Origin of the sequence: Bradyrhizobium sp. CCBAU 11361 (assembly GCF_028128935.1) — a bacterium.
Lineage (GTDB): Bacteria > Pseudomonadota > Alphaproteobacteria > Rhizobiales > Xanthobacteraceae > Bradyrhizobium > Bradyrhizobium niftali.
In genome coordinates, this window is the sequence record NZ_LBJZ01000192.1 from 145803 (window position 1) to 170206 (window position 24404).

At 64.1% G+C, this 24404-nt stretch carries 21 protein-coding genes and 1 riboswitch; of the genes, 15 read left to right on the top strand and 6 right to left on the bottom strand.

The annotated features are described in order from the left end of the window. The first annotated feature begins 175 nt into the window (after window positions 1–175). The 3 genes from murJ to XI08_RS32670 all read left to right on the top strand — a co-directional run bounded on the left by murJ (window position 176) and on the right by XI08_RS32670 (window position 3016). Window positions 176–1705: a murein biosynthesis integral membrane protein MurJ gene (gene murJ / locus XI08_RS32660; RefSeq protein WP_271577550.1), complete on the top strand. Its 1530-nt coding sequence runs from the start codon at window positions 176–178 to the stop codon at window positions 1703–1705. Window positions 1706–1851: 146 nt separating this feature from the next. After that, window positions 1852–2250: a VOC family protein gene (locus XI08_RS32665; protein WP_271577551.1), complete on the top strand. Its 399-nt coding sequence runs from the start codon at window positions 1852–1854 to the stop codon at window positions 2248–2250. 367 nt (window positions 2251–2617) lie between these two features. Continuing rightward, window positions 2618–3016 (top strand): DUF1127 domain-containing protein, encoded by a 399-nt coding sequence (locus XI08_RS32670; protein ID WP_271577552.1) that lies wholly within the window; start codon window positions 2618–2620, stop codon window positions 3014–3016. 109 nt (window positions 3017–3125) lie between these two features. Here XI08_RS32670 and XI08_RS32675 read toward each other — a convergent pair whose 3' ends face one another. Then, window positions 3126–4319, bottom strand: coding sequence for an acyltransferase family protein (locus XI08_RS32675; protein WP_271577553.1), 1194 nt, complete (start codon window positions 4317–4319; stop codon window positions 3126–3128). A gap of 391 nt (window positions 4320–4710) precedes the next feature. Here XI08_RS32675 and XI08_RS32680 point away from each other — a divergent pair, with 391 nt between their 5' ends. From XI08_RS32680 to XI08_RS32695, 4 genes are all read left to right on the top strand, one after another. After that, window positions 4711–7020 (top strand): xanthine dehydrogenase family protein molybdopterin-binding subunit, encoded by a 2310-nt coding sequence (locus XI08_RS32680; protein ID WP_271577554.1) that lies wholly within the window; start codon window positions 4711–4713, stop codon window positions 7018–7020. Window positions 7021–7144: 124 nt separating this feature from the next. Beyond that, entirely contained in the window at window positions 7145–7594 is a 450-nt protein-coding gene (locus tag XI08_RS32685) for a cytochrome c (RefSeq protein WP_271577555.1), read from the top strand. Between the two features lie 195 nt (window positions 7595–7789). Then, window positions 7790–7875, top strand: a riboswitch (ZMP/ZTP riboswitch). Window positions 7876–7909: 34 nt separating this feature from the next. Then, window positions 7910–9196 carry a serine hydroxymethyltransferase gene (gene glyA, locus XI08_RS32690; protein WP_271577556.1) on the top strand — a complete coding sequence of 429 codons (1287 nt, stop codon included), beginning with the start codon at window positions 7910–7912 and terminating at the stop codon, window positions 9194–9196. Window positions 9197–9344: 148 nt separating this feature from the next. Then, on the top strand, window positions 9345–10628 hold the full coding sequence (locus tag XI08_RS32695) for a cystathionine gamma-synthase family protein (protein WP_271577557.1): 1284 nt from the start codon (window positions 9345–9347) through the stop codon (window positions 10626–10628). A gap of 96 nt (window positions 10629–10724) precedes the next feature. Here XI08_RS32695 and XI08_RS32700 read toward each other — a convergent pair whose 3' ends face one another. Then, window positions 10725–11144: a CHRD domain-containing protein gene (locus tag XI08_RS32700; protein WP_271577558.1), complete on the bottom strand. Its 420-nt coding sequence runs from the start codon at window positions 11142–11144 to the stop codon at window positions 10725–10727. 154 nt (window positions 11145–11298) lie between these two features. On the opposite strand from XI08_RS32700, the gene XI08_RS32705 reads away from it, so the two are divergent. After that, the gene (locus XI08_RS32705; RefSeq protein ID WP_271577559.1) at window positions 11299–12225 is read left to right on the top strand and encodes a c-type cytochrome; all 927 of its coding nucleotides are present in this window, start codon (window positions 11299–11301) and stop codon (window positions 12223–12225) included. A 55-nt stretch (window positions 12226–12280) separates the two neighbouring features. Here XI08_RS32705 and XI08_RS32710 read toward each other — a convergent pair whose 3' ends face one another. Continuing rightward, the gene (locus tag XI08_RS32710) at window positions 12281–12526 is read right to left on the bottom strand and encodes an Lrp/AsnC ligand binding domain-containing protein (RefSeq protein ID WP_018642903.1); all 246 of its coding nucleotides are present in this window, start codon (window positions 12524–12526) and stop codon (window positions 12281–12283) included. Between the two features lie 116 nt (window positions 12527–12642). Further along, window positions 12643–14616, bottom strand: coding sequence for a PAS domain S-box protein (locus XI08_RS32715; RefSeq protein ID WP_271577560.1), 1974 nt, complete (start codon window positions 14614–14616; stop codon window positions 12643–12645). Window positions 14617–14924: 308 nt separating this feature from the next. Here XI08_RS32715 and thiD point away from each other — a divergent pair, with 308 nt between their 5' ends. From thiD to XI08_RS32735, 4 genes are all read left to right on the top strand, one after another. Further along, a complete protein-coding gene (gene thiD, locus XI08_RS32720; RefSeq protein ID WP_271577561.1) occupies window positions 14925–15725 on the top strand; it encodes a bifunctional hydroxymethylpyrimidine kinase/phosphomethylpyrimidine kinase in 801 nt (266 codons plus the stop codon). Between the two features lie 213 nt (window positions 15726–15938). After that, window positions 15939–16751, top strand: a complete 813-nt coding sequence (locus XI08_RS32725) for a UDP-2,3-diacylglucosamine diphosphatase (protein ID WP_011088645.1) — start codon at window positions 15939–15941, stop codon at window positions 16749–16751. Next, window positions 16751–17824, top strand: a complete 1074-nt coding sequence (locus tag XI08_RS32730) for a glycosyltransferase family 4 protein (protein WP_271577562.1) — start codon at window positions 16751–16753, stop codon at window positions 17822–17824. The genes XI08_RS32725 and XI08_RS32730 overlap by 1 nt, the downstream gene beginning before the upstream one ends. 165 nt (window positions 17825–17989) lie before the next feature. Continuing rightward, window positions 17990–18973: a threonine/serine dehydratase gene (locus tag XI08_RS32735; RefSeq protein ID WP_271577563.1), complete on the top strand. Its 984-nt coding sequence runs from the start codon at window positions 17990–17992 to the stop codon at window positions 18971–18973. A 175-nt stretch (window positions 18974–19148) separates the two neighbouring features. Here the strand turns inward: XI08_RS32735 and XI08_RS32740 are convergent, their stop codons facing one another. Beyond that, window positions 19149–20951 carry a caspase family protein gene (locus XI08_RS32740; protein ID WP_271577564.1) on the bottom strand — a complete coding sequence of 601 codons (1803 nt, stop codon included), beginning with the start codon at window positions 20949–20951 and terminating at the stop codon, window positions 19149–19151. A 192-nt stretch (window positions 20952–21143) separates the two neighbouring features. Here XI08_RS32740 and XI08_RS32745 point away from each other — a divergent pair, with 192 nt between their 5' ends. The 3 genes from XI08_RS32745 (at window position 21144) to XI08_RS32755 (ending at window position 22561) form a co-directional block, all read left to right on the top strand. Then, a complete protein-coding gene (locus XI08_RS32745) occupies window positions 21144–21587 on the top strand; it encodes an RbsD/FucU family protein (protein WP_271577565.1) in 444 nt (147 codons plus the stop codon). 8 nt (window positions 21588–21595) lie between these two features. Continuing rightward, window positions 21596–22117 carry an AAA family ATPase gene (locus XI08_RS32750; RefSeq protein ID WP_271577566.1) on the top strand — a complete coding sequence of 174 codons (522 nt, stop codon included), beginning with the start codon at window positions 21596–21598 and terminating at the stop codon, window positions 22115–22117. 84 nt (window positions 22118–22201) lie between these two features. After that, complete coding sequence (locus XI08_RS32755; RefSeq protein WP_271577567.1) at window positions 22202–22561, top strand: hypothetical protein; 360 nt, start codon at window positions 22202–22204, stop codon at window positions 22559–22561. Between the two features lie 400 nt (window positions 22562–22961). Here XI08_RS32755 and XI08_RS32760 read toward each other — a convergent pair whose 3' ends face one another. Then, window positions 22962–24368 (bottom strand): hypothetical protein, encoded by a 1407-nt coding sequence (locus XI08_RS32760; protein WP_271577568.1) that lies wholly within the window; start codon window positions 24366–24368, stop codon window positions 22962–22964. Window positions 24369–24404: the final 36 nt, after the last annotated feature.

A 24404-nucleotide genomic window follows, 5' to 3' on the forward strand; every position in this document is an offset into this window, starting at 1 on the left:
CCGGGACAAGCCCGGCCATGACGCTGTGGAGACTGTCGGCGTTCCTGACGCACGCCTCATGTGCAATTGCCGCAAGCAGGGGAGGGAGCAAACCCTTCTGCAGCTTGCACCTAGACCTAATCTCGCCATGCTGAAGAGCCTTATCGATTGACCGATTAGGCTCTACAAGAGACGCATGCTCGGACGTATCTTCACAGTCGGCGGATACACGCTGCTCTCGCGGCTGACGGGATTTGCCCGCGACATCATGCTCGCGGCGATCCTCGGCGCCGGCCCCGTGGCCGACGCCTTTTTCGTGGCGCTGCGGCTGCCCAATCATTTCCGTGCGATCTTTGCCGAGGGCGCCTTCAACGCCGCCTGGGTGCCGGCCTATGCGCATGTCCATGGCGAGCGCGGGGAGGGGGCGGCACACCTGTTCGCCGACCGCATCTTCACGCTGCTGCTGGCCTCGCAGGTGGTGCTGCTGATCGTCGCCTGGCTGTTCATGCCGCAGGCCATGAGCATTCTGGCGCCGGGCTTTTCCGAGGATGCCGAGCAGCGCAAGCTCGCGATCGAGCTGACCCGGATCACCTTTCCCTATCTGCTGCTGATCACGCTGGTGACGCTCTATGGCGGCATGCTCAACGTGATGCAGCGCTTTGCCAGTGCCGCGGCCGCCTCGATCTTCCTCAACGTCGCGATGATGATGACGCTGGCAGTTGCCGTCTGGTTTCCGACCGCGGGCCATGCCGCGGCCTGGGGTGTCCTCATCTCCGGCTTCCTGCAGTATTTCCTGCTGGCCGGCGATCTCGCCCGCCATGGCGGCCTGCCGCGCTTTGCGCCGCTCAAGCTCGACGAAGACGTTCGCGGCTTTTTCAAAGCGCTCGGACCTGCAACGCTGGGCTCGATGGGCACTCAGGTCGCGCTGTTTGCCGACACCATCATCGCGACCTTCCTGCCCGCCGGCGCGCTGTCGGCGCTCTATTACGCCGACCGCCTCAATCAATTGCCCATCGGCGTCATCGGCATTGCCATCGGCACGGTGCTGCTGCCGGAGATGTCGCGGCGGATCACGGCGAGCGACCATGACGGCGCGATGAAGGCGCAGCGCCGCGCCTTCGATTTCACGCTGCTGTTCTCGGTGCCGTTCGTCGCGGCCTTTCTCACCGTGCCCGACGCGATCATGCGCGCGCTGTTCGCCCGCGGCGCGTTCTCGAAGGCCGATGCCGCCGCTGCCGGCGCGACGCTCGCGGCCTATGCCATCGGCCTGATCCCCTTCGTGCTGATCCGCAGCGCGGTCGCGACCTTCTACGCCCGCAAGGACACCGCGACGCCGGTTCGCGCGTCGCTGACCGGTATCGCCGTCAACGTCGCCCTGAAACTCGCCTTGATGGGATCGCTGGCCCAGATCGGCCTCGCGCTGGCGACCGCCGTCGGCGTCTGGACCAATCTCTTGCTGGTGCTGTTCTTCGCGGTACGGCGGGGTTTTCTCGTTTTGGACCGCGCCTGGCTGATGTCGCTCGCGAAGTTCCTGCTGACCGGATTGATCCTCGCCGCCGCGTTCTGGCTGATTGCGCGCTTCAGCCCGGCCGCTCTTGCCTCCGTGCATGCCTTCCGGGACGAAGCGACGCTGGCCCTGCTCGCCGTCGGCGGCACGATCGTCTACGCGCTCGCGATCCTCATCCTGTTCGGCCGCAGCTGGCTGGTGTCGCTGGTGCGCGGTTAGGCGAATGTACCCGTAAACCTGGTGGCGTGACGCTGCGCGGCAAAGTGCCGGCATGCTGGATTGCTGCTGACACCATGCTGTCAGCAGCACGGCGTTACGGGTCAGGCGTCGCGCGGGGCGGCAGGAGACCTACAGGAGACGACACTGTGAGATTTGCTTCAACGCGCCTGATTGCTGCAGACATCAAGGCGCTCGTCGAATTTTATGAGAAGGTGACCGGCAAAACGGCCGAGTGGCTGGCGCCGGTATTCGCTGAAATCGTCACTCCTTCGGCAACGCTCGCCCTTGGTGGCGTCGAGACGGTGGCGCTATTCAAGGAAGGGAGCGCGGAGCCTGCCCTCAACCGTACCGCGATCGTCGAATTCCAGGTCGATGATGTGGAAGCTGAATTTGCGAGGCTGAAGCATCACGTGGAGGTGGTGCATGAGCCGAAGATGATGCCCTGGGGAAATTGCACGGCCCAGTTTCGGGATCCGGAAGGAACGCTCGTGAGTCTTTACACGCCAGTCAGCGACGCTGCCAAAAATCGGTTTGGATCGCGATGATCCGGATCGAGCAAGGATGATGATGAGCCGCCATCCTTCCTTGGGGCAGGCGGTTGCGGCGAACTTCACGGGATTGGTCGCATCCGCTTTACGAAGGACGAATTGGCCGGAGCAAGGGACTCGCCTCCAGGATGCAGCCGACCGCCGCACATCCCTTGATTTTGCAAGATTGCCATGGTATGAGCCGCCCATGATTAAATGCACGCGCAACGTCAACTTCTCGCACATGACCCGCTTCGGCTGGGCCGTGGAAGGAGTCGCGCGCTAGTAATTCGACGACGACATCTTTTCCACCAGGCCCCGCCGGCATCGGACGGGGCCTTTTGTTTGGCCACGCTCCCTGCCGGCACAACAGCAGGAGCATCCGATGCCACCACAATTGACGAGCATATCATCCGAAATTGAGGGCGATGCCGCAGGACGCGGCCTCAACCTCTCCATCGCGCAAGCCAAGGACGCGATCGACCATGCGTTGGCAGCACGTCTCAAGGCGTCTGCCGCAGCGCTGGACGACGCTTTGTCGGACGGCGATGCTGCCGGACCAGCAGCCGCATCGACGCGAAGCGTCCTCGGCCTGCTCAGGCGATATTGGCATGCGTTTCAGGAGCGGCAGCAGCGCCCACGGGTCACATTGCAGGACCTGAGTGACAGGGAGCTGATGGATATCGGCTTGACGCGTGGCGAGATCGACTACATCACGCCTGAACGCGCCATCGATACGCTGAGGGATCGCGCCACGGCCCTATGGAGCCGAGGGGTGATGTAAGCGATCATAAAGCTCGGCCTATGCGATCCCGCACCATTACAGGTGACGATCATGACGACGCATGCCGCGGGCCATTATCGAACTGCGAATAATGCTGTGGGCCGTCGAGTCACGGAGCCAGGGATTTTTCCATCCGCGGCTTCGACGGGCGTTTTCCTATGACGGTCCGGAGCCGCGCCCTGACAGCATCCGTGTGTCGCTCGAACAGGAGATAGAAGATGAACGCGGCCAGCAGGCCGCACAGGATGAACAGCACATCGAGAGCAAGCGACCCGATTGTAAACTCGCGTTTTTCGGCGGCAATGCTGACATTGAGGAAGACCAGGATGGGATAATGAATCGCGTAGAGCGAGAAACTCCACTTGGCGATATCGCGCGCAAAATACAAAGATGAAGGCAGCGATAGTCTCGTAAACTCGATGCCCAGGATAGCCGCGGCGGTGAGCATGCTGACCGTCAGATGATACGCGGCCCAGCCGGGCAAGAGACTTTTGGCCTGAAGGATATAAATCCCGGCCAGTGAGATCAGAAGGCCGAGCAACCACATCCGCAGCGGTAACACGACGGCGTAAACGAGGGCGCCGACACACCAGATCAGAAAATAGAAGGCGAACTTCAGTCCAGTGTGATAGCCGCGCACATCAGCGCGCTCCGCCACGACGAAAAGCGCAAGGATCGCGACGATCGCCAAAATCCAGGCTGGGCGCTTGCCAACTGATACCAACGCGAAAATCAGGACGTAATACCAGAATTCGTTGGACAGGCTCCACAACGCCAGATTGCCAGCGTAAGTCGAACAGGCAATGGTCTGAAGAAACAGCCCGTTGCACAAGGCTGCGGCTGGACTGACGCTGGACGAGAACAGTCCCGACGCGGCAAGGAGATATTGGTGGGAAGCAACAAATGGCTGCCATTTGTCCGACTGCGTGGCCAGCAGATAAAACAACAGGGAGACCGCAAGCGCCGGAAGCAGCACGACATAAAGGCGCGACGCTCTCGCGGAGAAGTAATCTATGGCGTTCAATTCGCCATTTTTCGCGCGCACCAATGCCGGCCCGCCGACCAAATAGCCGCTGAGCACAAAGAAGACGATGACGGCCGCAACGCCGTGCCCGCTCAAGGCCCATATTACAGAGTAGACGAGAACGATGGGGCCGTCATTGGTTGCGCCGGGAAGCTGTTCTTCGAAGAGGAGTTGATAGGAATGAAAAATCAGGACCTCGACGGCTGCGAGCCCGCGCGCTAGATCGAGCCAATCCGGAAGGTTCGAAGCCATGCCGACCTTTGAACGAAATCTGAACACCTTCTCCTCCAGAGGCGGACGAGCTTCGGAACGAGGGTGGTTTCGCGCCCGCACGCACAACGCGTAACAGTCTGCCGCCAGGCAAATTTGATGGTTCTCAAGAAACGCGTTGCGCCGCCAGGTCGCCCCAGCTCCGTCTGATCGAAAAATGAGGGGCCCGATGATGGCGTGGCGGGGCCTCCGAGGAGGTTTCCGAGGGTGTCGAGGAGGGCGCAGGATCAGCGACCTCCGCGGGAAACGAGCGAACTCCGTCCTTTCGGTGCAACTTCGCTATGCGTGTGAGCGGTGCTTTTCCCGGCCTGCGATCAATCCGCCTAGCTAAACCCGTTTGCCTTGCCACTCTTTCCACGGCAATATGCCCGCAAAACAACCATGAGGACGGGATAAGAAAATGGCGGCTCCCATCAAGTTCGGCGTTGGCCAAAGTGTGCTGCGCAAGGAGGATGACGCGCTCATCCGCGGCAAGGGCCGCTATACTGACGATTACGCGCCGCAGGCTGCGCTCCGCTGCTTGATGCTGCGCTCGCCGCATGCGCATGCCAAATACACCATCGATGCGAGCCGTGCCCGTACGCTGCCCGGCGTCGCGCTGATCCTGACCGCCGACGACGTCAAGGATCTTGGCAATCTGCCGTGCCTGTTCAATCTCGAGACCGATCCCTTCACCGGCCCGCCTTACCCGATCCTCGCGAAGGATGAAGTGCGCCATGTCGGCGATTCCATCGCCTTCGTGGTCGCCGAGACCATCGACCAGGCCCGCGACGCGATCGAGGCGATCGAGGTCAAATGGAGCCCGCTGCCATCAGTGACCGGCGTCGTCAATGCCGTGAAGAAGGGCGCGCCGCAGGTCTGGCCGGACAAGCCCGGCAACGTGCTGTTCGACGTCTCGATCGGCGACAAGGCCGCGACCGAAGCCGCCTTTGCCAAGGCGCATGCGGTCGCCGAGATCGCCATCGTCAATCCGCGCGTGGTCGCAAGCTTCATGGAAACGCGCGCGGCGGTCTGCGAATACGACGCCAAGCGCGACCATCTGACGCTGACGGTCGGCAGCCAGGGCAGCCACCGCCTGCGCGACATCCTCTGCCAGAACGTGCTGAACATCCCGACCGAGAAGATGCGGGTGATCTGCCCCGACGTCGGCGGCGGTTTTGGTACGAAGCTGTTTCCGTATCGCGAATACGCCCTGATGGCGGTTGCGGCGCGGCAGCTGAAGAAGGCGGTGAAATGGGCGGCCGACCGCTCCGAGCATTTCATGGGCGACGCGCAGGGCCGCGATAACGTCACCACCGCGAAGATGGCGCTGACTGAAGACGGCAAATTCCTCGCGATGGATTGCGACCTGATGGGCGACATGGGCGCCTATCTGTCGACCTTCGGGCCCTACATTCCGCATGGCGGCGCCGGCATGCTGCCGGGCCTCTACGACATCCAGGCCTTCCACTGCCGGGTGCGCACCATCTTCACCCACAGCGTCCCGGTCGATGCCTATCGTGGTGCGGGCCGGCCCGAGGCAGCCTATGTCATCGAGCGTCTGGTCGATGCCTGCGCACGAAAGCTCGACATGACGCCGGACGCCATCCGCCGCAAGAATTTCATTCAGCCGAAGGCGTTGCCGTACAAGACCGCGACGGGCAAGGTCTATGATTCCGGCGACTTCGCCGCGCATCTGAAGCGCGCGATGGAGATCGCCGAGTGGAAGGAATTTCCCAAGCGCGCCAAGGCGGCCAAGAAGAGCGGCCTGATCCGTGGCATTGGCCTTGCGAGCTATGTCGAGATTTGCGGCGTGATGGGTGAGGAGACGGCCAACGTCCGCCTCGATCCCAATGGCGACGTCACCGTCCTGATCGGCACGCAGTCGAGCGGGCAGGGCCACCAGACCGCCTATGCACAGATCGTCGCCGAGCAGTTCGGCGTGGCGCCGGAGCGCGTCCACATCCGTCAAGGCGATACCGACGAGATCGCCACGGGCCTCGGCACCGGCGGTTCGGCCTCGATACCCACGGGCGGCGTCTGCGTGGAGCGCGCTGCGGGCGATCTGGGCAAGAAGCTGAAGGAGTTCGCAGCGCAGGCGCTGGAAGCGAGCGCGGGCGACCTCGAGATCACCGATGGCGTGATCCGGATCGCCGGCACCGACCGCTCGATCTCCTTCGCCGACCTCGCCAAGCGCCCCGGCGCCGATCCGTCGAAGCTCAACGGCAGCGCGACCTTCGCCAGCGCCGACGGCACTTATCCCAACGGCACGCATGTGGCGGAAGTCGAGATCGATCCGGCGACCGGCATCATCAAGATCGTCAACTACGTGATCGTCGACGATTTCGGCAAGACGCTCAACCCGCTGCTGCTGGCGGGGCAGGTCCATGGCGGCGCCATGCAGGGCATCGGCCAGGCCTTGATGGAGCAGGTGGTCTACGGCGCGGGCGACGGCCAGCTGATCACCGCGACCTTCATGGACTACGCGCTGCCGCGGGCGGCGGACGGTCCGGACTTCGTGTTCGAGACCGCCAACGTCCCCTGCAAGACCAATCCAATGGGCGTGAAGGGGGCGGGCGAGGCCGGCGCGATCGGCTCCTGTCCGGCCGTCGTCAACGCCATCGTCGACGGGCTCTGGCGCGAGTACAAGATCGACCACATCGACATGCCGGCAACCCCGGAGCGGGTGTGGATCGCGATCAGCGAGCACCGTCGCCGTCACAGCCTGTAAGCCACAATCCTCCCGCGCGGGAATAAACGCCCCGCGCGGGGTTCTATCCATGGATGGACCGCGACTCCCGTGAAGCGGGTGGAGGGTCCAATCCCAAGGCATCTGCGAGTCGGAGAAACCAACAATGAAACGGACGATGATTGTCGCGACGACCCTGCTATTGGGCGCGGGTGCCGTGATGGCGCAGCAGGAGGTCGCGGTTCAACAGGACAATCTGATGCGCTCGCAGGCCAAGAGCCTCTACACGGTCATCCTGAAGATGACCAAGGGTGACATCCCCTACGACCAGAAGGCTGTCGACGAGGCGATCACCAATCTTGAGACCGACGTCGCCAAAATCGCCAAGACCTTCGAAGTCAATCCAAAGCAGGACGTGGTGAACGCGACCTATGGAGCGTCGCCGAAGGTTTGGAAGAACAAGGCCGACTTCGACTCCAAGATCCCGCCGGTGCAGAAGGCGATCGCGCAGGTCAAGGGCAAGATTACCGACGTCGCGAGCCTCAAGGCCGCCTATACCGCAATCAACGATCGTTGCTCCGACTGCCACGAGACGTATCGCCTGAAGTTGAAGTAGCCACCTCACTTTTTACACGCTCGACCTCGCAGCCCGGATGAGCGCAGCGATATCCGGGGAAGGTGGCCCCGCATGTCGCTTCGCTCATGCGGCTCGGAACGTTGCCTCAACCAGCACGGCCTGCGGGAACTGGTAGTTGCGGCAGGTCCGCAGGTCGGCTAAGTTGTACTTTACGAAGAGTCTCCGTGCTCATTCGTCCTATCGCGCGACTGGCGAGCTAACGTGGAATCGACCACGGTGAAGCGCGAAGGGTTTCGACGCCGATCGCCTGGGCAACCAATCTGCTGGAAAAACAGCGTGTTGAGGAGCCCGAGCATGCCGTCGTTTCGCAACGAACTGTCCATCAACGATCAAGAGATCGCCGCCGCCCTTGCGGGAGAAGAGCGCCGCCAACAGGACGGCGTCGAACTGATTCCGTCCGAGAATTACACCTACCCGGAGGTGCTTGAACTGCTCGGATCGGTCTTCACCAATAAATATTCCGAGGGATATCCGGGACGCAGATACTACGGCGGCCAGCAGTATACGGACAAGATCGAGAACCTCGCACGCGAGCGGGCCTGCTCGCTTTTTCGTGCCGGGCACGCCAACGTTCAGCCTCTTTCCGGATCACCGATGAATCAGGCCGTCTATCTCGGCCTGTTGGAGCCCGGCGACACCATTCTCGCCATGGACCTGTCCCACGGCGGTCATCTCACCCACGGCGCGCCGGTGTCCCACATGGGGCGCTTGTTCAACTTCATTCGCTACAAGACGGCCCCGTCAAACGGCGCGATAGATTTCAACGAATTGCGCGCGATTGCGCGTAAAGCGCGTCCGAAGATGGTGTTGTGCGGTTACAGCTCCTATCCGCGCGACCTGGACTATGCGGCATTCAAGAGTATTGCCGACGAAGTTGGCGCGCTCACGATGGCTGACGTGAGCCACTATGGCGGATTGGTTGCCGCGAATGTCATGCGCAATCCGCTTGATGCCGGCTTCGACGTCATGACGACGACATCCCACAAGACACTGCGCGGCCCCCGTGGCGGGATCATCCTGTGCCGGAAAGAAAACGCCGGTCGGATCGATGCTTCCGTATTTCCCGGTCTGCAGGGCGGACCTCACATGAACGTCGTGGCCGGGATTGCCGTCACGCTCAAGAAGGCGGCAACCTCGGATTTCCAGGTCTACGCGCGGCAGGTCTTGCGCAACGCGAAGGTTCTTGCCGGCGCGCTGATGGAGCGCGGGATGAAGCTGGTCACGGACGGGACGGACAATCACATGATGGTCGTCGATACGGTCGCGTCCGTCGGACTGGACGGGCGGGCAGCCGAGGATGTGCTTGATGCCATCGCCATCACCACAAACAAGCAAGTGATTCCGGACGATCCGCGCCCGCCGCTCAGGCCGAGCGGTATTCGCCTCGGGACACCGGCGGCGACCACGCGTGGCATGGGAGAACCCGAAATGCGTCGTATCGGCGAGTTCATTGCGGCGGCTCTGCAGGCGAACGGAAACGATGAGGTCGTCGCGCGCCTCAGGTCGGAGTGCGTCGAGATGTGCCGGGCTTTTCCCGTTCCAGGCGTAGTGTCCGGAGCAAATTCTGTTCCGAAGGCCTGACGGATCGTTGTCAGAGTGGTTATCTTCGGTCGAGCCGCCGCGGCGTTGATTCGACCTGCTGGATGCCGGCGCATCTCGCTCCCGATTGCCTCACGATGTTTGGAGTTCCAACGCGCGGCGCGGATCCTAGTCAACAGCGAGACTGGCCATGGTAAAACCCTTTCCGTCGAAGACCCACATCGGCAACCATATGCTGCATCCGGAAACGCTGATGCTGACCTATGGCTACGATCCGCAGCTGTCGGAAGGCGCCATCAAGCCGCCGGTGTTCCTGACCTCGACCTTCGTGTTCAGGACGGCCGAGGACGGGCAGGACTTCTTCGATTTCGTCGCCGGCCGGCGCGAGCCGCCGGAAGGCATGGGCGCGGGCCTGGTCTATTCGCGCTTCAACCACCCCAACAGCGAAATCGTCGAGGACAGGCTCGCGGTCTATGAGCGCACCGAGAGCTGCGCGCTGTTCTCCTCCGGCATGGCGGCCATCGCGACCACGATCCTCGCCTTCGTCCGCCCCGGCGACGTCATCCTGCACTCCCAGCCGCTCTATGGCGGGACGGAAACCCTGCTCACGAACACGCTTGCGCGCCTGTCGATCGGCGCCGTCGGCTTTGCCGACGGCATCGACGAGACGGCGGTCAAGCAGGCCTCGGAGGAGGCGATGCGCAAGGGCCGCGTTTCGATGATCCTGATCGAGACCCCGGCCAACCCGACCAACGGCCTGGTCGACGTCGCGATGATCCGCCGCATCGCCGACGCGATCGGAAAGGCCCAGGGACACACGCCGATCATCGCCTGCGACAACACGCTGCTCGGGCCGGTGTTTCAGCGGCCGATCGAGCACGGCGCCGACCTTTCGCTGTACTCGCTGACCAAATATGTCGGCGGTCATTCAGATCTGATCGCGGGCGCCGCGCTCGGTTCGAAGGCGATCATGAAGGGCATCAAGGCGCTGCGCGGCGCCATCGGCACCCAGCTCGATCCGCATTCCTGCTGGATGATCAACCGCTCGCTCGAGACGCTGAGCCTGCGGATGGAAAAAGCCGATGCGAATGCGCGGCTCGTCGCGGATTACCTGCGCGATCACGACAAGGTGGCGAAAGTCCACTATCTCGGTCACCATGAAGAGGCCTCGCCGGCCGGACGCGTGTTCGCAAGGCAGTGCCTGGGGGCGGGCTCCACGTTCTCGTTCGACATCGTCGGCGGCAAGGAAGCCGCGGTCAAATTCCTCAACGCGCTGCAAATCCTCAAGCTCGCGGTGAGCCTCGGTGGCACGGAGTCGCTTGCCAGCCTGCCTGCGACGATGACCCATTCCGGTGTTCCCGCCGATATCCGCCAGAAAATCGGCGTTCTCGATTCCACGATCCGGTTGTCGATCGGCATCGAGAATCCGTCGGATTTGATCGCCGACCTCGCGCAGGCGCTGAGTGCGGCTTAAGCTCCGGGCGACTGATTTCAAATGCTTCTCGTGAATCGAAACGGCCGGGCGCCCTCTCCAGCACCCGGCCTTCGCCGACGAAGCCGCCGCTAAAGCTTACTTCGTCACCTGACCGCGGATCTCGCCGCCCGGGTTGGCCGCAGTGTGAATGTTGACGTAGAGCTTGCCGGCCAGCAGATCGGCGGCCTGCGCATCGGTCAGGGTTGCAGAGCCCTCGACCGGGCTCGACGCCGCATTCGGGATCGCGACCGCGACGCCGGCGTTCTTGCCGGCCTCGGCCGGCCCGTGGAAATGAGCGGCGGTGGCGGGGCCGGAGAGGCCCGAATAGGTCACCTTCCAGGAGAGCTTCTTGCTCGCGGCGTCATAGTCCAGGTCGGCCGTTCCGGTGCCGCTGGTGGTGGTGGCGGGCACTTCGGACTTGCCATCCAGCGTCGCCTTCAGTTTCTCCGCGCTGGCCGGGGCGGCGAACGCGACGGCAGCTCCGAGTGCCAGCGTGGCAAAAAGTGCTCTGTTCATGGGTCTCTCCCTGTTGACGCCTGATTGCTATGAACCTGCAAACAGTGCGCGTCCGAGTTTATTCCCGGATCGGGCTCAAACCATCTAAATTATTCGTGGCTGGAGCAGCCACCGCCGAATCCGTAAGTTCGCCTGATCTCCATGGGATACCTCGATGCCGCGACGAACAATTCTTGTCATGCTGATGGCCGCCGTTGCGGGCTTCGGCGTCTATTGGTGGCTGACCGCGCCGGCTGCATCGGCCGTGCCGTTGCCGTCCCGCGCGCCGGATCTTGCCAACGGGCAGGAGATATTCAACGTCGGCGGCTGCTCATCCTGCCATGCCGTGCCCAACCAGCCAGACCGATTGCGGCTGGGCGGGGGCCTGGCGCTCGGCTCGCCATTCGGCACGTTCTATGCACCCAACATTTCCCCCGATCCCGCCGACGGCATCGGGCGCTGGAGCGAGGCCGACTTCGTCAGCGCCGTGATGCGCGGCGTGTCGCCCGATGGCAAGCACTATTTCCCGGCCTTTCCCTACACGTCCTACCATCTGGCGAAGGTCGACGACGTTCGCGATCTCTTCGCCTACCTGAAGACGCTGCCGCCGGTGTCCGGCAAGGTGCGTGACCACGACCTGCCGTTCCCCTTCAACATCCGCCGCAATGTCGGCATCTGGAAATTGCTGTTCATGGACGGCAAGCCGATCGTCGCCGACGGCGCGAAGTCACCGCAATGGAATCGCGGCGCCTATCTCGTCAACGGCTTCGGCCATTGCGCGGAGTGTCATGGCCCGCGCAATCTGCTCGGCGGCATCATCACCGCGCAGCGCTTCGCCGGCGGGCCCAATCCGGAAGGCGAGGGGTGGGTGCCGAACATCACGCAAAAGGGCATCGGCGAATGGAGCGCGAAGGATATCGCCAACCTCCTGAAGACGGGCGAATTGCCCGAGGGCGACAGCGTCGGCGGGGCGATGACGCGTGTGATCAAGAACACCTCGCAATTGTCGGAGGAGGACATCGCGGCGATGGCGGACTACGTCAAGTCGCTGCCGCCGGTGGACGGTCCGCCGCGCCCGAAGCGCAAGGAGGGTGGCGCGTAGGGCCGGTCCTTCCCCCGATTGGCACGCAGGGATCGCGCCAGCATCCTTTGTCGCGCTAGCCCGTGCCGAACGCCTTGAAGGTGATGATGGTGAGCGTGTCCTGGATGCCGGGCAGCACCTGCACCTTCTCGTTGACGAAGTGGCCGATGTCGGTGTCCTTGTCGACGTAGAATTTCACCAGCAGATCGTATTGGCCGGCGGTGGAGTAGATCTCGGAGGCGATCTCGGCTTCGGCGAGCGCATTGGCGACCGTGTAGGACTGGCCGAGCTTGCATTTGATCTGGACGAAAAAAGGAACCATTGCAGTCACTCCGAAGGCATATCTGACGGCTAATAGGCCAAAACCGGCCGGGCTTGGCAAGCGAACTTGCTGGGCGCCCGGGAGAGACCGCCTCGCGCGCGGACGCCGGTCCTGCCCTACGAGGTCAGGGCCGTTGCGGCGAATGCATCCCGGAGCCGCTGCGCAAGCTCGATCTTGCGATAGGGCTTGGTCAGAGATTGCGTGCGCGCTCGGCCCTGCTCGACCAGGGTCTCCAGCGCGTAGCCCGAGGTGAACAGGACCGGGAGACCGGGGCGAATGAGCCGGGCCTGATCGGCGAGCTCCCAGCCGCTCATGCCTCCCGGCATCACGATATCGGTGAACAGCATGTCGATGCCGGGATCGGTGCGCAGTCGCTGCAGGGCCTCCTTGCCGTTGACGGCCGCAATCACGCGATATCCAAGAGATTCCACCCTGCGGATGGCCGAGGAGCGCACGAACGGATCGTCTTCCGCGATCAGGATCGTCTCGTAGCCTCGCGGCGCCGCCTCCTCGCTCTCCTGCACGTCGGCCACCGATTGTCCGGCGCCGGCGCGCGGCAGGTAGAGCCGGACCGTCGTCCCCAGGCCCTGCTCGCTATAGATCGCGGCATGGCCGTCGGATTGCTTGGCGAAGCCATAGACCATGCTGAGGCCGAGGCCCGAGCCCTTGCCGACTTCCTTGGTGGTGAAGAACGGCTCGAAAGCATGCTCGATGACGTCAGGCGTCATGCCTTCGCCGTCATCGGTGACGGAGATCAGGGCGTAGCTGCCGGAGGCCACTTCCGGGTGAAGCGCGCGATAGTCGTCGTCGATCGCGGCGAGCTCGGTGCTCAGGGTGAGATGCCCGCCGGCCGGCATGGCGTCCTGCGCGTTGAGCGCGAGATTGAGGACTGCGGATTCGAGCTGGGCGCGGTCGGCGAAGGCCATGATGGAGCCGGCGCCGAACGCCGTCCTGATCTCGATGTTTTCGCGCAAGGTCCGCTTGAGCAGCTTGTGCATGGACTCGAGGAGGTCGCGGCACTCGATCGCGCGCGGTTGCAGCAATTGGCGGCGGCTGAACGCGAGCAGCCGCTGCGTCAGCTCCGCGCCCCGCTCGCCCGACAGGCAGATATCGTCGGCGAAACGCCTGAGGTCGGGACGGGCCTTGAGCTGGTCACTGAGAAATTCCGCGTTGCCGATGATGACGGTGAGCAGATTGTTGAAGTCGTGGGCGATGCCGCCGGAGAGCTGGCCGACCGTCTCCATCTTCTGCGCCTGCTGAAGCTGCTGCTCGGTCAGCTTGCGGTTGGTCAGGTCGTGGACGATTCCGACGTAGATCAGCTCGCCGTCCTGCCACGCCTGGCCCACCGACAGATTCATCGGAAAGGTCGATCCGTCCTTGCGCAGGCCGCCGGCTTCCCCGGTTGCGAAGCGCCGCGCACGACCCGCGGATGAGGGCCTCGCCTCGCTGGACATCAGCATGCCGATGTCGCGGTTCATGACCTCGTCGGCGCGATAGCCGAACAACCGTTCGCAGGCGGGATTGAACAGCAGAATGTGGGCTTGCGCGTCGAACAGGATGACGCCGTCGACCGCGGTCTCGACCACGGCGGTGAGGCGCGTCATGCTCTCGCGCAGCGCGCGCTGGGCTTCACGGACCTGTCCGAGCAGCTGGGCCGCATCCCGGCTCTTGGTCTCCTCCTCCTCGAGCGCGGCCTGGACCTGCCGGAACTCGAACGCCGAGGGGATCGTCAGGATTTTCGGCAGCAGCGGCCAGAGCGCACCGGCCGTGAAGACCGACGCAATGGCCGTCGCCGCCTTGACCATGCCCTCGATGCCGTAGACCGGGACCCAGAGCGTGTAGATCGACAGCAGATGCGTCAGGCCGCACGCCATGATGAAGACCGCGAACGCCCAGTAGAGCCACCCGAACTTGAGGTCGCGCCGCTTGGTGACGAGGATCGCGAGTGCAAACGGGATCGAGAAATAGGCTGCAGCGATGCAGGCGTCCGAGACGACGTGCAGCCAGATCAGTTCGGGCTCCCAGAGCAGGCAGATCCCGTGTGGCGAGAACATCGAGGAGTCGAGGAGACGTTCGAAGAAGGCCCACATGGTTCCACCCCGAAAGGCTTGCAGGTCGGGTCGGCCCGCAGCATTGGTGCCGTTGGACGGCTCTGCCGCCCAAGGTCTCACTCATCGATGGTGGAGGCCAAGGGCCGAGGCCGTGTCGGCCGTATATTGCAGCATGTGCCTGATTCGGGGCGACAATGCTGCGCGGGACCGGCTCCGCCTGACTCGCCTGGGCCCGGATCGGCGGTGCCGCAAATCACCGCTGCCGCGGCCGGTCCCGCTTGCTGGCGTTCCATGGTCGCGCTAGGACAGGCCATGGCGGTGTTCCTCTCAAACGACTGTATCCGGCGATGACGACGCCCGTGGCGCTCACCATAGCCGGCTCCGATTCGAGCGGCGGCGCCGGCATCCAGGCGGATCTGAAGACCTTCGCGGCGCTCGGCGTCTACGGCGCCTCCGCGATCACGGCGCTGACGGCGCAGAACACGCGCGGCGTCACCGGCATTCACGCAGTGCCGGCTGATTTCGTCACTGCGCAGATCGATGCGGTGTTCTCCGATCTCGACGTCGGCGCGGTGAAGATCGGCATGGTGGCCCAGGTCGCCAGCATCGATGCGATCGCGGCCGCGCTGGCGCGCTGGAAGCCGCGCCATGTGGTGCTCGATCCCGTGATGGTCGCAACGTCAGGCGATCGCCTGCTGGCCTCCGAGGCCGTGGAAGCCCTGCGCACACGACTGATGCCGCTGGCCTCGGTGATCACGCCGAACCTGCCGGAGGCAGCGGCTCTGCTCGACGAGCAGGTCGCGGCCAGCGAGGCCGGGATCGAAAGCCAGGGGCGGCGCCTGCTGGCGCTCGGTTGCCGTGCCGTCCTGATCAAGGGCGGGCACGGCGAGGGGGCCGAGAGCATCGACTATCTCGTCACGTCCGAAAACACGATCGCGCTCGCCGCGCCCCGCGTTGCCACCCGAAACACCCATGGCACCGGCTGCTCGCTGTCCTCGGCCGTGGCGGCGGGTCTTGCCAGCGGCGAGACTCTCGAACAGGCGGTGCGCAACGCCAAGGCCTGGATCAACGCCGCGATTGCGGCTGCCGACCGCTTCAGCGTCGGCCACGGCCACGGGCCGATCCATCATTTCCACAAGTTCTACTGACGCCGACCTCGAGCTGCGCGCCGGCCCCGCCGTTAACCAATAAGGCGACGGGTCCGGGCTTTTGGGGACAGCCATGGCCGCTTCATGTCGCCTGATTGTCGCATGCGACTGATATTCGCGGGGAGGGCGAGGCGAGGTTTGATTCGTATCTGAGGGTGCCTCAAAGGTTCAATGGTCATCCCCCTGTCACGGGATATTGTTACAGGCTGTCGCATGGGAAGCTACGATGTGAGTGACGAGAGCCCTGAAAGGCGCTTTCGCACCTTGTTTATCTCCGACGTTCATCTCGGAGCCCGCGGTTCGCAAGCCGACCTTCTGCTGGACTTCCTGCGCTACCATGACGCCGAGACGATCTATCTCGTCGGCGACATCGTCGACGGCTGGGCGCTGAAATCGAGCTGGCACTGGCCGCAATCGCATAACGACCTCGTCCAGAAGCTTTTGCGCAAGGCGCGCAAGGGCGCCAAGGTGATCTACATCCCCGGCAATCACGACGAGTTCCTGCGCAATTACTACGGCACGCATTTCGGCGGCATCGACGTGGTCGAGAACACCGTCCACACCGGCGTGGACGGCAAGCGCTATCTCGTCATCCACGGCGACATCTTCGACCTCGTGGTGCAGAACGCGCGCTGGCTCGCCCATCTCGGCGACAAGGCCTACGACTTCGCGATCCAGATGAATCGCTTCGTCAATTTCTTCCGGCGCATGTTCAAGGTGCCCTACTGGTCGCTGTCGCAATGGGCCAAGCAGAAGGTCAAGAACGCCGTCAACTATATCGGCGCGTTCGAGCAGGCGCTCGCCGCCGAAGCGCGCCGTCACGACGCCGACGGCGTGATCTGCGGCCACATCCACTATGCCGTGATCCGCGACGAGGCCGGCATCCGCTACATGAATTGCGGCGACTGGGTGGAGAGCTGCACCGCGCTGGTCGAGCACGACGACGGCCATTTCGAGATCATCACCTGGGCGGATCAGGCGCAAAAGCCGGCAGCCGTCCCGCAGGTCGCAGCAAGGGCCGCTTGATGCGCATTCTGGTCGCGACCGACGCCTGGCACCCGCAAGTCAACGGTGTGGTTCGGACGCTGACCAAGCTTGCTGACGCCGCCAAAGGGCTTAACGTTGAAGGTGTTAACGTTGAAGGTCTTGGCGTCGAGTTCACGTTCCTGACGCCGCAATCGTTTCGCACCTTCGCGATGCCGAGCTATCGCGACGTGCGGCTCGCGATGCCGCGCCCGGCGCGAATCGCGAAGCTGATCGAGGAAGCCCGGCCCGACAGCATCCATATCGCGACCGAAGGGCCGATCGGCCTGATGGTCCGCCGCTATTGCCGACAGCGCAAGCTGCCGTTCACGACCAGCTTCCACACCCGCTTCCCCGAATATGTCCGCGCCAGGGTGCCGGTTCCGGAATCCCTGATCTGGCGGGCGCTGCGCCGCTTCCATGCGCCGAGCCGCGCCGTGATGGCGGCGACCCCGGCGCTCGCCCGCGAGCTGACCGAGCGCGGCTTTGACAATGTCGTGCTGTGGCCGCGCGGCGTCGACACGCACTTGTTCCATCCCCGCGCGATCGATCTCTGCCTGCCGGCCCCGGTGTTCCTCTCGGTCGGCCGCGTCGCGGTGGAGAAGAATCTCGAGGCGTTCCTCGACCTCAAGCTGCCGGGCACCAAGGTGGTCGTCGGCGACGGCCCGGCGCGGGCTTCGCTCGAAGAGGCCTATCCGGACGCGATCTTCCTCGGGGAGAAGCACGGCGAGGCGCTGGCGGACATCTATGCGGCCGCCGACGTGTTCGTGTTCCCCAGCAAGACCGACACGTTCGGCCTGGTCCTGCTCGAAGCGCTGGCAAGCGGCCTGCCGGTCGCGGCCTTCCCGGTGAAGGGCCCCCGCGACGTGATCGGCGATGCGCCGGTCGGTGCACTCGATCACGATCTTCGCAATGCCTGCTTTGCCGCACTCGACATCTCCCGGCAGGCCTGCGTCGAATTCGCCGCCAACTACACCTGGGAAGCCTCGGCGAGGGCCTTCATCGACAGCATAAGGGTGGTCGGCGCGGTGCTGCCCGGCGGGAACGGCGGGGAACAGCCACGCTTCGTCGCCTGAAGGGGCTAGAGCCATTTCCGTTCCGATGGATCGGACCGGGCTCTAGATTCTTGTTTTGACGCGTTTTCTTCACGCGAACCGGTATCCACTTCGCTCGAAAACGCTTTCGAAACCCTCGCGCGGAGGTGTCTTGCCCGGGCCTCATCCGCCGCGATAAGGTCAGCCATGACCGAACAGCCCCTTCCGATCGGCCCCGCCGATATCGATGCCGCAGCGCGGGTGATCGCGCCCTTCGCCATCCGCACCCCGCTGTTGTCCTTTCCCGTGCTCAACGAGCGCGTCGGCGCCAAAGTGTTCCTGAAGCCGGAGATGCTCCAGCGCACCGGCTCCTTCAAGTTCCGCGGCGCCTTCAACAAGGTCGCCTCGATCCCGCAGGACCAGCGCGCCGGCGGCGTCGTGGCATTCTCCTCCGGCAACCACGCCCAGGGCGTGGCGGCGGCGGCCAAGATCCTCGACATGCAGGCGACCATCGTGATGCCCGCGGACGCGCCGCTCTCCAAGCGCGAGCGCACCAAATCCTATGGCGCCGAGGTCGTGCTGTATGACCGCGACCGCGACGACCGCGAGGCGATCTCGCGCAGCATCGCCGAGAAGCGCGGCGCGACGCTGGTCAGGCCGTATGACGATCCCTTCGTGATCGCTGGCCAAGGCACCGCCGGCCGCGAGATCGCGGAAGACATGGCAACGCTGGGCCTCAGCCCCGACATCGTGGTGGCACCGGCCTCTGGCGGCGGCCTGATCGCCGGCGTCGCGACCGCCGTGAAGGCGCGATATCCGCAGGCGCAGATCGTGGTGGCCGAGCCGGAAGCGTTCGACGATCACGGCATTTCGCTGACCGCCGGCCATCGCGAGCCGCATGGGCCGGCTGGCCGCACCATCTGCGATGCGCTGATGGCGCTGATCCCCGGCGAGATGACCTTTGCGATCAACAGCAAGCTGCTCGCGCGCGGCGTCACCGCATCCGACAAGGAAGTCGGCGCGGCGGTGGCGTTCGCCTATCGCGAGCTGAAGCTGGTGGTCGAGCCCGGCGGCGCGGTCGGCCTTGCCGCGCTGCTCGCGGGGCGTCTTGACGTCGCCGGCAAGAACGTCGTCATCGTACTCTCCGGCGGCAATGTCGACGCGGATCTGTTCGCCGAGCTGGTGGCTTAGTCGTCATTCCGGGGCACGCGAAGCGTGAACCCGGAATCTATAACCACGATAATGAGTCTGGATTCCGGGCCTGCGCCTTGCGGCGCATCCCGGAATGACGACGTTTGAGAGCTCACACGAAGGAGGGGCGGAGCATCACTGCTCCGCCCCTTTGTCGTCTGCGCTTATTGCGCGATCAGTGCATGAAGCCGCGTTGATTGTTGCCGCTGCCCGTGGCCGGCGCCTGGTTCATCGACTGCCGGAAGTTGTTGCCGCCGTTGTTGACCATACGGTTGGTCGCATTGAGCTGCGGACGGTTGTTCTGCTGGTTGTTCTCAGCCTGCACCTTGTTCACCGGGTTGTTGTTGAGCTTCACGATACCGGTGTTGCCATTGTTGACGCGGATCGGGTTGTTCTGGGTCTGAACGGGCTTCGCCTCGACTGTCGAACCGCCCTTGCCGACATTCACCGGCATGCTCACGATCTTGCCCGGCTTGCCGTTGGCGTTGCCGCCATTCTGCGTGGTGTTGTTGGTCGCGGGCAGCGTCACGATCTTGCCGATGCCGCCATTGTTGTTGGTGGTGTTGGTCGGCGCGGGCAGGGTGACGATCTTGCCCGGGGGCTGCGACGGCGTGCCGTTCGGCTGGTTGTTGCCCGCCGGCAGGTTGACGATCTGGCCGCCATTGCCGAGCTTGCCGATGACATTGCCGTCGACAGGCTTCTGCACGACCGGAAGATTGCCATTCATCTGCGCACCGCCATTGCCCTGCTGCATCGGCATGTATTTGGGCTGGCCGAGATTGCCGATCTTGAAGGTCGGGGCAATGTTCTGCGGGGCCAGGAACTTCGTCGCCTGCATCAAGGGGATCAGCTTCGGCTGCGCTGCGAGCTTCAGCGCGGACACGGCATAGGGGCTGGTGCCGTAGCTGTCGTAGAAGGTCTGGTAGCCGAGCGGCGAGTTTGCGAGCACCGCCTTGTGCCAGGCCTGCGTGAGCAGGAGGTTGTTGAGCAGCCAGCGGATGTGATCGCACAGCGGGTCGTGCGGATACATCTGGATGAACTCCTGATAGTACTCCGGCCGACCCTCTGACACGACGTAGTCATAGGCCTGGCGCGTCGAGCGGCTCGGCAGGTTGGAGGCCATCTGCACGACGGGCGCATTCACCGGCGCGCGGTTGGCGGCGACAGCGGTGTCGCCGAAGAAGGTGAAGTCCGATGTCAGCGAGGAGCTCTCCCACGGGATCTGCGCGCCGCTGGTGGTCTGGTTCACTTGCAGACGCACGCGCTTGAACAGCTGCTCGATCGGCACGTTGGGCTCGCGCGCGACGTTGAGGAAGGCCTGGGTGTAGGGGCTGTGGCCGCCGGTGCCGTCGAGCGCCTCGGCGCCCGGCGCGGTCGAATAGCCGACGATCGAGCCGTTCGGCGCATCGACGATGGCAAGGCCGCGGCCGGCGTCGTTGATGCTCGGGAACGGGTTGTTGCGGCAGGCATCGAGGATGACGATGCGCATGCGGCTCGGGATCGTCTCCAGCGTCGACATCACGTCGACCAGACGCACCGAATTGTTGACGAGCTCGGTCGGGCTGGAGACCTTGGCGTCGACGGGAACGAGATAGTTCTCACCGGCGAGCTGCACGCCGTGACCGGCGTAATAGACCATCGCCACCGTGTTGGGGCCACGTGAGGACACCTTGGCGGAAAAATCCTGCACGACGCGGAGCATGTCGTTCTGGGTCAGGTCTGTCGCGGCGACGACCTCGAAGCCCGCCGAATTCAGGAACTTCGCCATCGACTCGGCGTCGTTGTCGGGGTTCACGAGCTGTGGCGCGTTCTTGTAGTTCGAATTGCCGATCACCAGCGCCACCCGCTGCTCCGGGCCTTGCAGCGCGGTGGGAGCCGGCTCGACCGGGGCGACTTGCGCGGAAACAGGCCCGCAGGCGAAGCCGAACAGGCTTCCGATGAGGCTAGCTGTCATCAGGAAAGGCTTTAGGCGGAACATGGCGTGCTCCTCTGGCACTGATCTCGATACGAGATTGGTTGCGAGGAAGCTTGGCCGCGTTCGAGCCCGGGGTCCGTGATGGCCATCACCATGGGTGGCTGCGTGATCTGAATCACGCTTGGAACCTGCTATGGTGAATGGCCGGTGTCGCCGGCGAAAGAAGAGACAAGCCTTCAGGGGAAATGCCGTCACATGCTGAAATCGATCGATCCGATCCTGACGCCCGATCTGCTCTGGCTCCTGGCCTCGATGGGCCATGGCGACGACCTCGTTTTCGTCGACGCCAATCATCCGGCAACGCGTATCGCCAAAACGACGTCCTCGCAGCGCCTGATCCGGCTGCCGGGCATGCGCATGGAGACGGCCGCCCGCGCCATCATGTCGGTATACCCGCTCGACGATTTCGATCCCGATCCGGTGCGCGTGATGATGCCCGTGGACGATCCCGATCGCGTGCCCGACGTGCAGCGTGCGGTGCTGGCGGAGATCGAGCGCGCCGTGGGTCACCCCGTCAGCCCCGGCAAGCTCGCGCGACCGGATTTCTATCGCGCGGCGGCGGCGGGCTTTGGCGTCGTGCAGGTCGGCGACAGCAGGGGCTATGGATGCTTCCTGATCCGCAAGGGCGTGATCAGCTAGAGGCCGCTATGAACCGATCATCTACATCCGCACTCATCGTGTTCGGCGGCCTTCCGGGCACCGGCAAGACCACGATCTCTCGCGAACTCACCGTTCGGCTGGCGGCGACATATCTTCGTATCGATGCCATCGAGCAGACATTGCGGGACGCAGGGCTCATCGTCGGCGCAGCCGGCTATGCCGTCGCCAATGCGCTGGCGGCCGAGAATCTCAAGCTCGGGCGCATCGTCATCGCGGACTGCGTCAATCCGGTGCTGGCAAGCCGCGTTGCATGGCGACAGACTGCCTCGCAGAGCTCGGCATGCATGGTCGAAATTGAAGTGGTTTGCAGCGAACCGGCGGTGCACAGGCAGCGCGTGGAAAGCCGTTCACCCGATATCGATGGTCTCAACCTTCCAAGCTGGGATGAAGTCGTGAGCCGGACTTATCAGCCGTGGGATCGGGAGCATCTGGTGCTTGATACGGCCGAGAGTACGCTCGATCATCTGCTGGACCGCGCGGAGGCCCATGTGCGCGAGAAGATCGGCTAGTCTCTCATCGGAGTCTGGTGAGACGATAAGTCTCGCACTCGAATTTGAATGGCCTTCTTATATTCGCCTGTCTATGGTCGATCCATGTCGCGCCTTATGTGTCTATCTGTTGCTGTCATCCTGTCGCTGCTGCCCGCGGTTGCGCCTGCTGCGTCAATTCAAAAACGCCCCAAGCCGGTCTGGCATGGCTACGGCTTCCTGCCGGGCTACCGTCAACCGCTGAGCAACAGCATTCCGCTCTACAAACAGAAGGACGCGATGCGGCGCCTTGCGCGCAACGACCGGCGGCATTGGTACATCGATCCGGTTCCCCAATATTACCGCTGGGATGGCGAGTGGCACTATTTCGGCCAGCCCGGCTTCGGCGGCGGCCGCTACAATGGCGGCAGTTTCGGTCCGTGCTGGACGCGCACGCCGATTGGCCCGGTGTGGAATTGCGGATGATGGGGCGGGTGCGGCGGTCAATCCGTCATTGCGAGCGAAGCGAAGCAATCCAGAATTTCTCTGCGGAAAGACTCTGGATTGCTTCGCTGCGCTCGCAATGACGGGAGTAAGCAGCGCGCTCGCATCAATCACCGTCACCCTTGAGGCGCTCGCCTCTTCGGCGAGCCTCGAAGGGCGACGGCCCGGCTGCATCTCGGCCGTGCATCCTTCGAGGCTCCCCATGGGACGCGTTGCGTCCCATGGCTCGCACCTCCAGCGACAACGGCTTCGCCGTTGCGCGGGGATGATGGAGTTGATTGTTTCGTCATTGCGAGCGCAGCGAAGCAATCCAGTGTCTTTCCGCGGAGGGATTCTGGATTGCTTCGCTGCGCTCGCAACGACGATGCGGAGGAAGCGCCCCTTACGAGAAGAACGCGATCTTCTCGGCCTGGGTCATGCGGCGGATCGGCGCGAGCGGGTCGTTGGCGGGCGCGCGGGGTTTTTGCAGGATGCCGCTGGCGAGGATGCTGGCGCCGAGCGAGGACTCGGGCAAGGACGCCGACAAGGGTGAGGGCATCGGCAGCGGCGCGGCCGGCGCTGCTGCGAAGGATGCCGTGGCCGCCATGGCCGGGGCCGGCTGCTCCATCACTTCGGCGGCGGCTTCCGCGATGGCATTGGTGAGGCGCGCCAGCGATTCCATCGCGATCGGCGCTTCCTCTGCGTGCTCCTTCACGATCGGCGCGGCGGCGTGTTCCGGCGCGACTGGCTGCGCAAGCTCGGCGGCGACGGGTGCTGCGACCTCCGCAGCCACCGGCTCGGGAATGGCTGCTGCCATCTCGACCGGCTCGATGATCTCGTCGAAATCCGGATCGGGCGCAGCCATCTCCAGCGCGATGGCCTCGAGCACGGCCTCGTCCTCGGCTTCCGCGGCGGCATCGAGCGAGAACTCGTCGGTGACTTCCGCGAACGCGGCGGGCTCTTCGAAAGCCGCGTCTTCCGGCGCGGCATCTTCAGGCGCGATCCGGCTTTCGGCTGCGATCTCCGGCGCGACGGCAGCGTCCATTGCCTGCTCGGCGATTGCGAACGCTTCGGCGGTGCCGGCCGTCTGCGCGGCGGCTTCGGGCTCGGCAGACGCTGTGATCTCCTGCGGCGTCTCCGTAAAAGCCACGGGGGCTTCGCTCTCCATCGCGGCGGGCGCGGCCTCGACAGGCGAAGCCTCTGCGACCGGCGGTGCTTCCCACACCGGAGCCGGCGAAGGAGGCACTGCCGATGCCTGCGGCGTTGCGTCGCCGTCGGCATCAAGCTCCTCGACCCGATCCTTCAGCAGATCGAATGCGGCCTTGAGCTCAGTGCGGGGGTCGATGGTCGAAATCTGTCCGCAGGCGGCCTCGATCGAGGCGAGCTGCGAATCAATGAGGTCGCAGATTCGCCCGTCGGCGCCGATCTCGCGCCAGCGCCAGGAGATCTCCTTGATGATGCGCACGCCGCGCGGGATCGGGGCAAGGCTCGCCTCGATCGCGGCGGGGTCGAACGCGGCGATCGCGATGGTCTCGGCCTCGCGGACGGCGCGGCGGATCTCGACCAGCGCCTCGGGCAGGCGGTCCTCGACGACCGGTTGCCGCTGTGCCGCAAGGGTTTCTTCGATCTTGGCGACCGCATCGAGCACCATGCTCGTGTCGGCATTGCGGTTGCGCTTGGCATATTCGCCGAGGAACCAGCGGCCGCGCGCGGTCTCCATGAAGGCTTCGCGGATCGCGTCGTAATCCTGCTCGTTCGGCTCGGCCGCACGGGCAGACATAGGCGAGAGGGCGAATGCTTCGTTGGCCATGTCAATCTCGTCGCGCAAATCACTGCGCGTTACTGT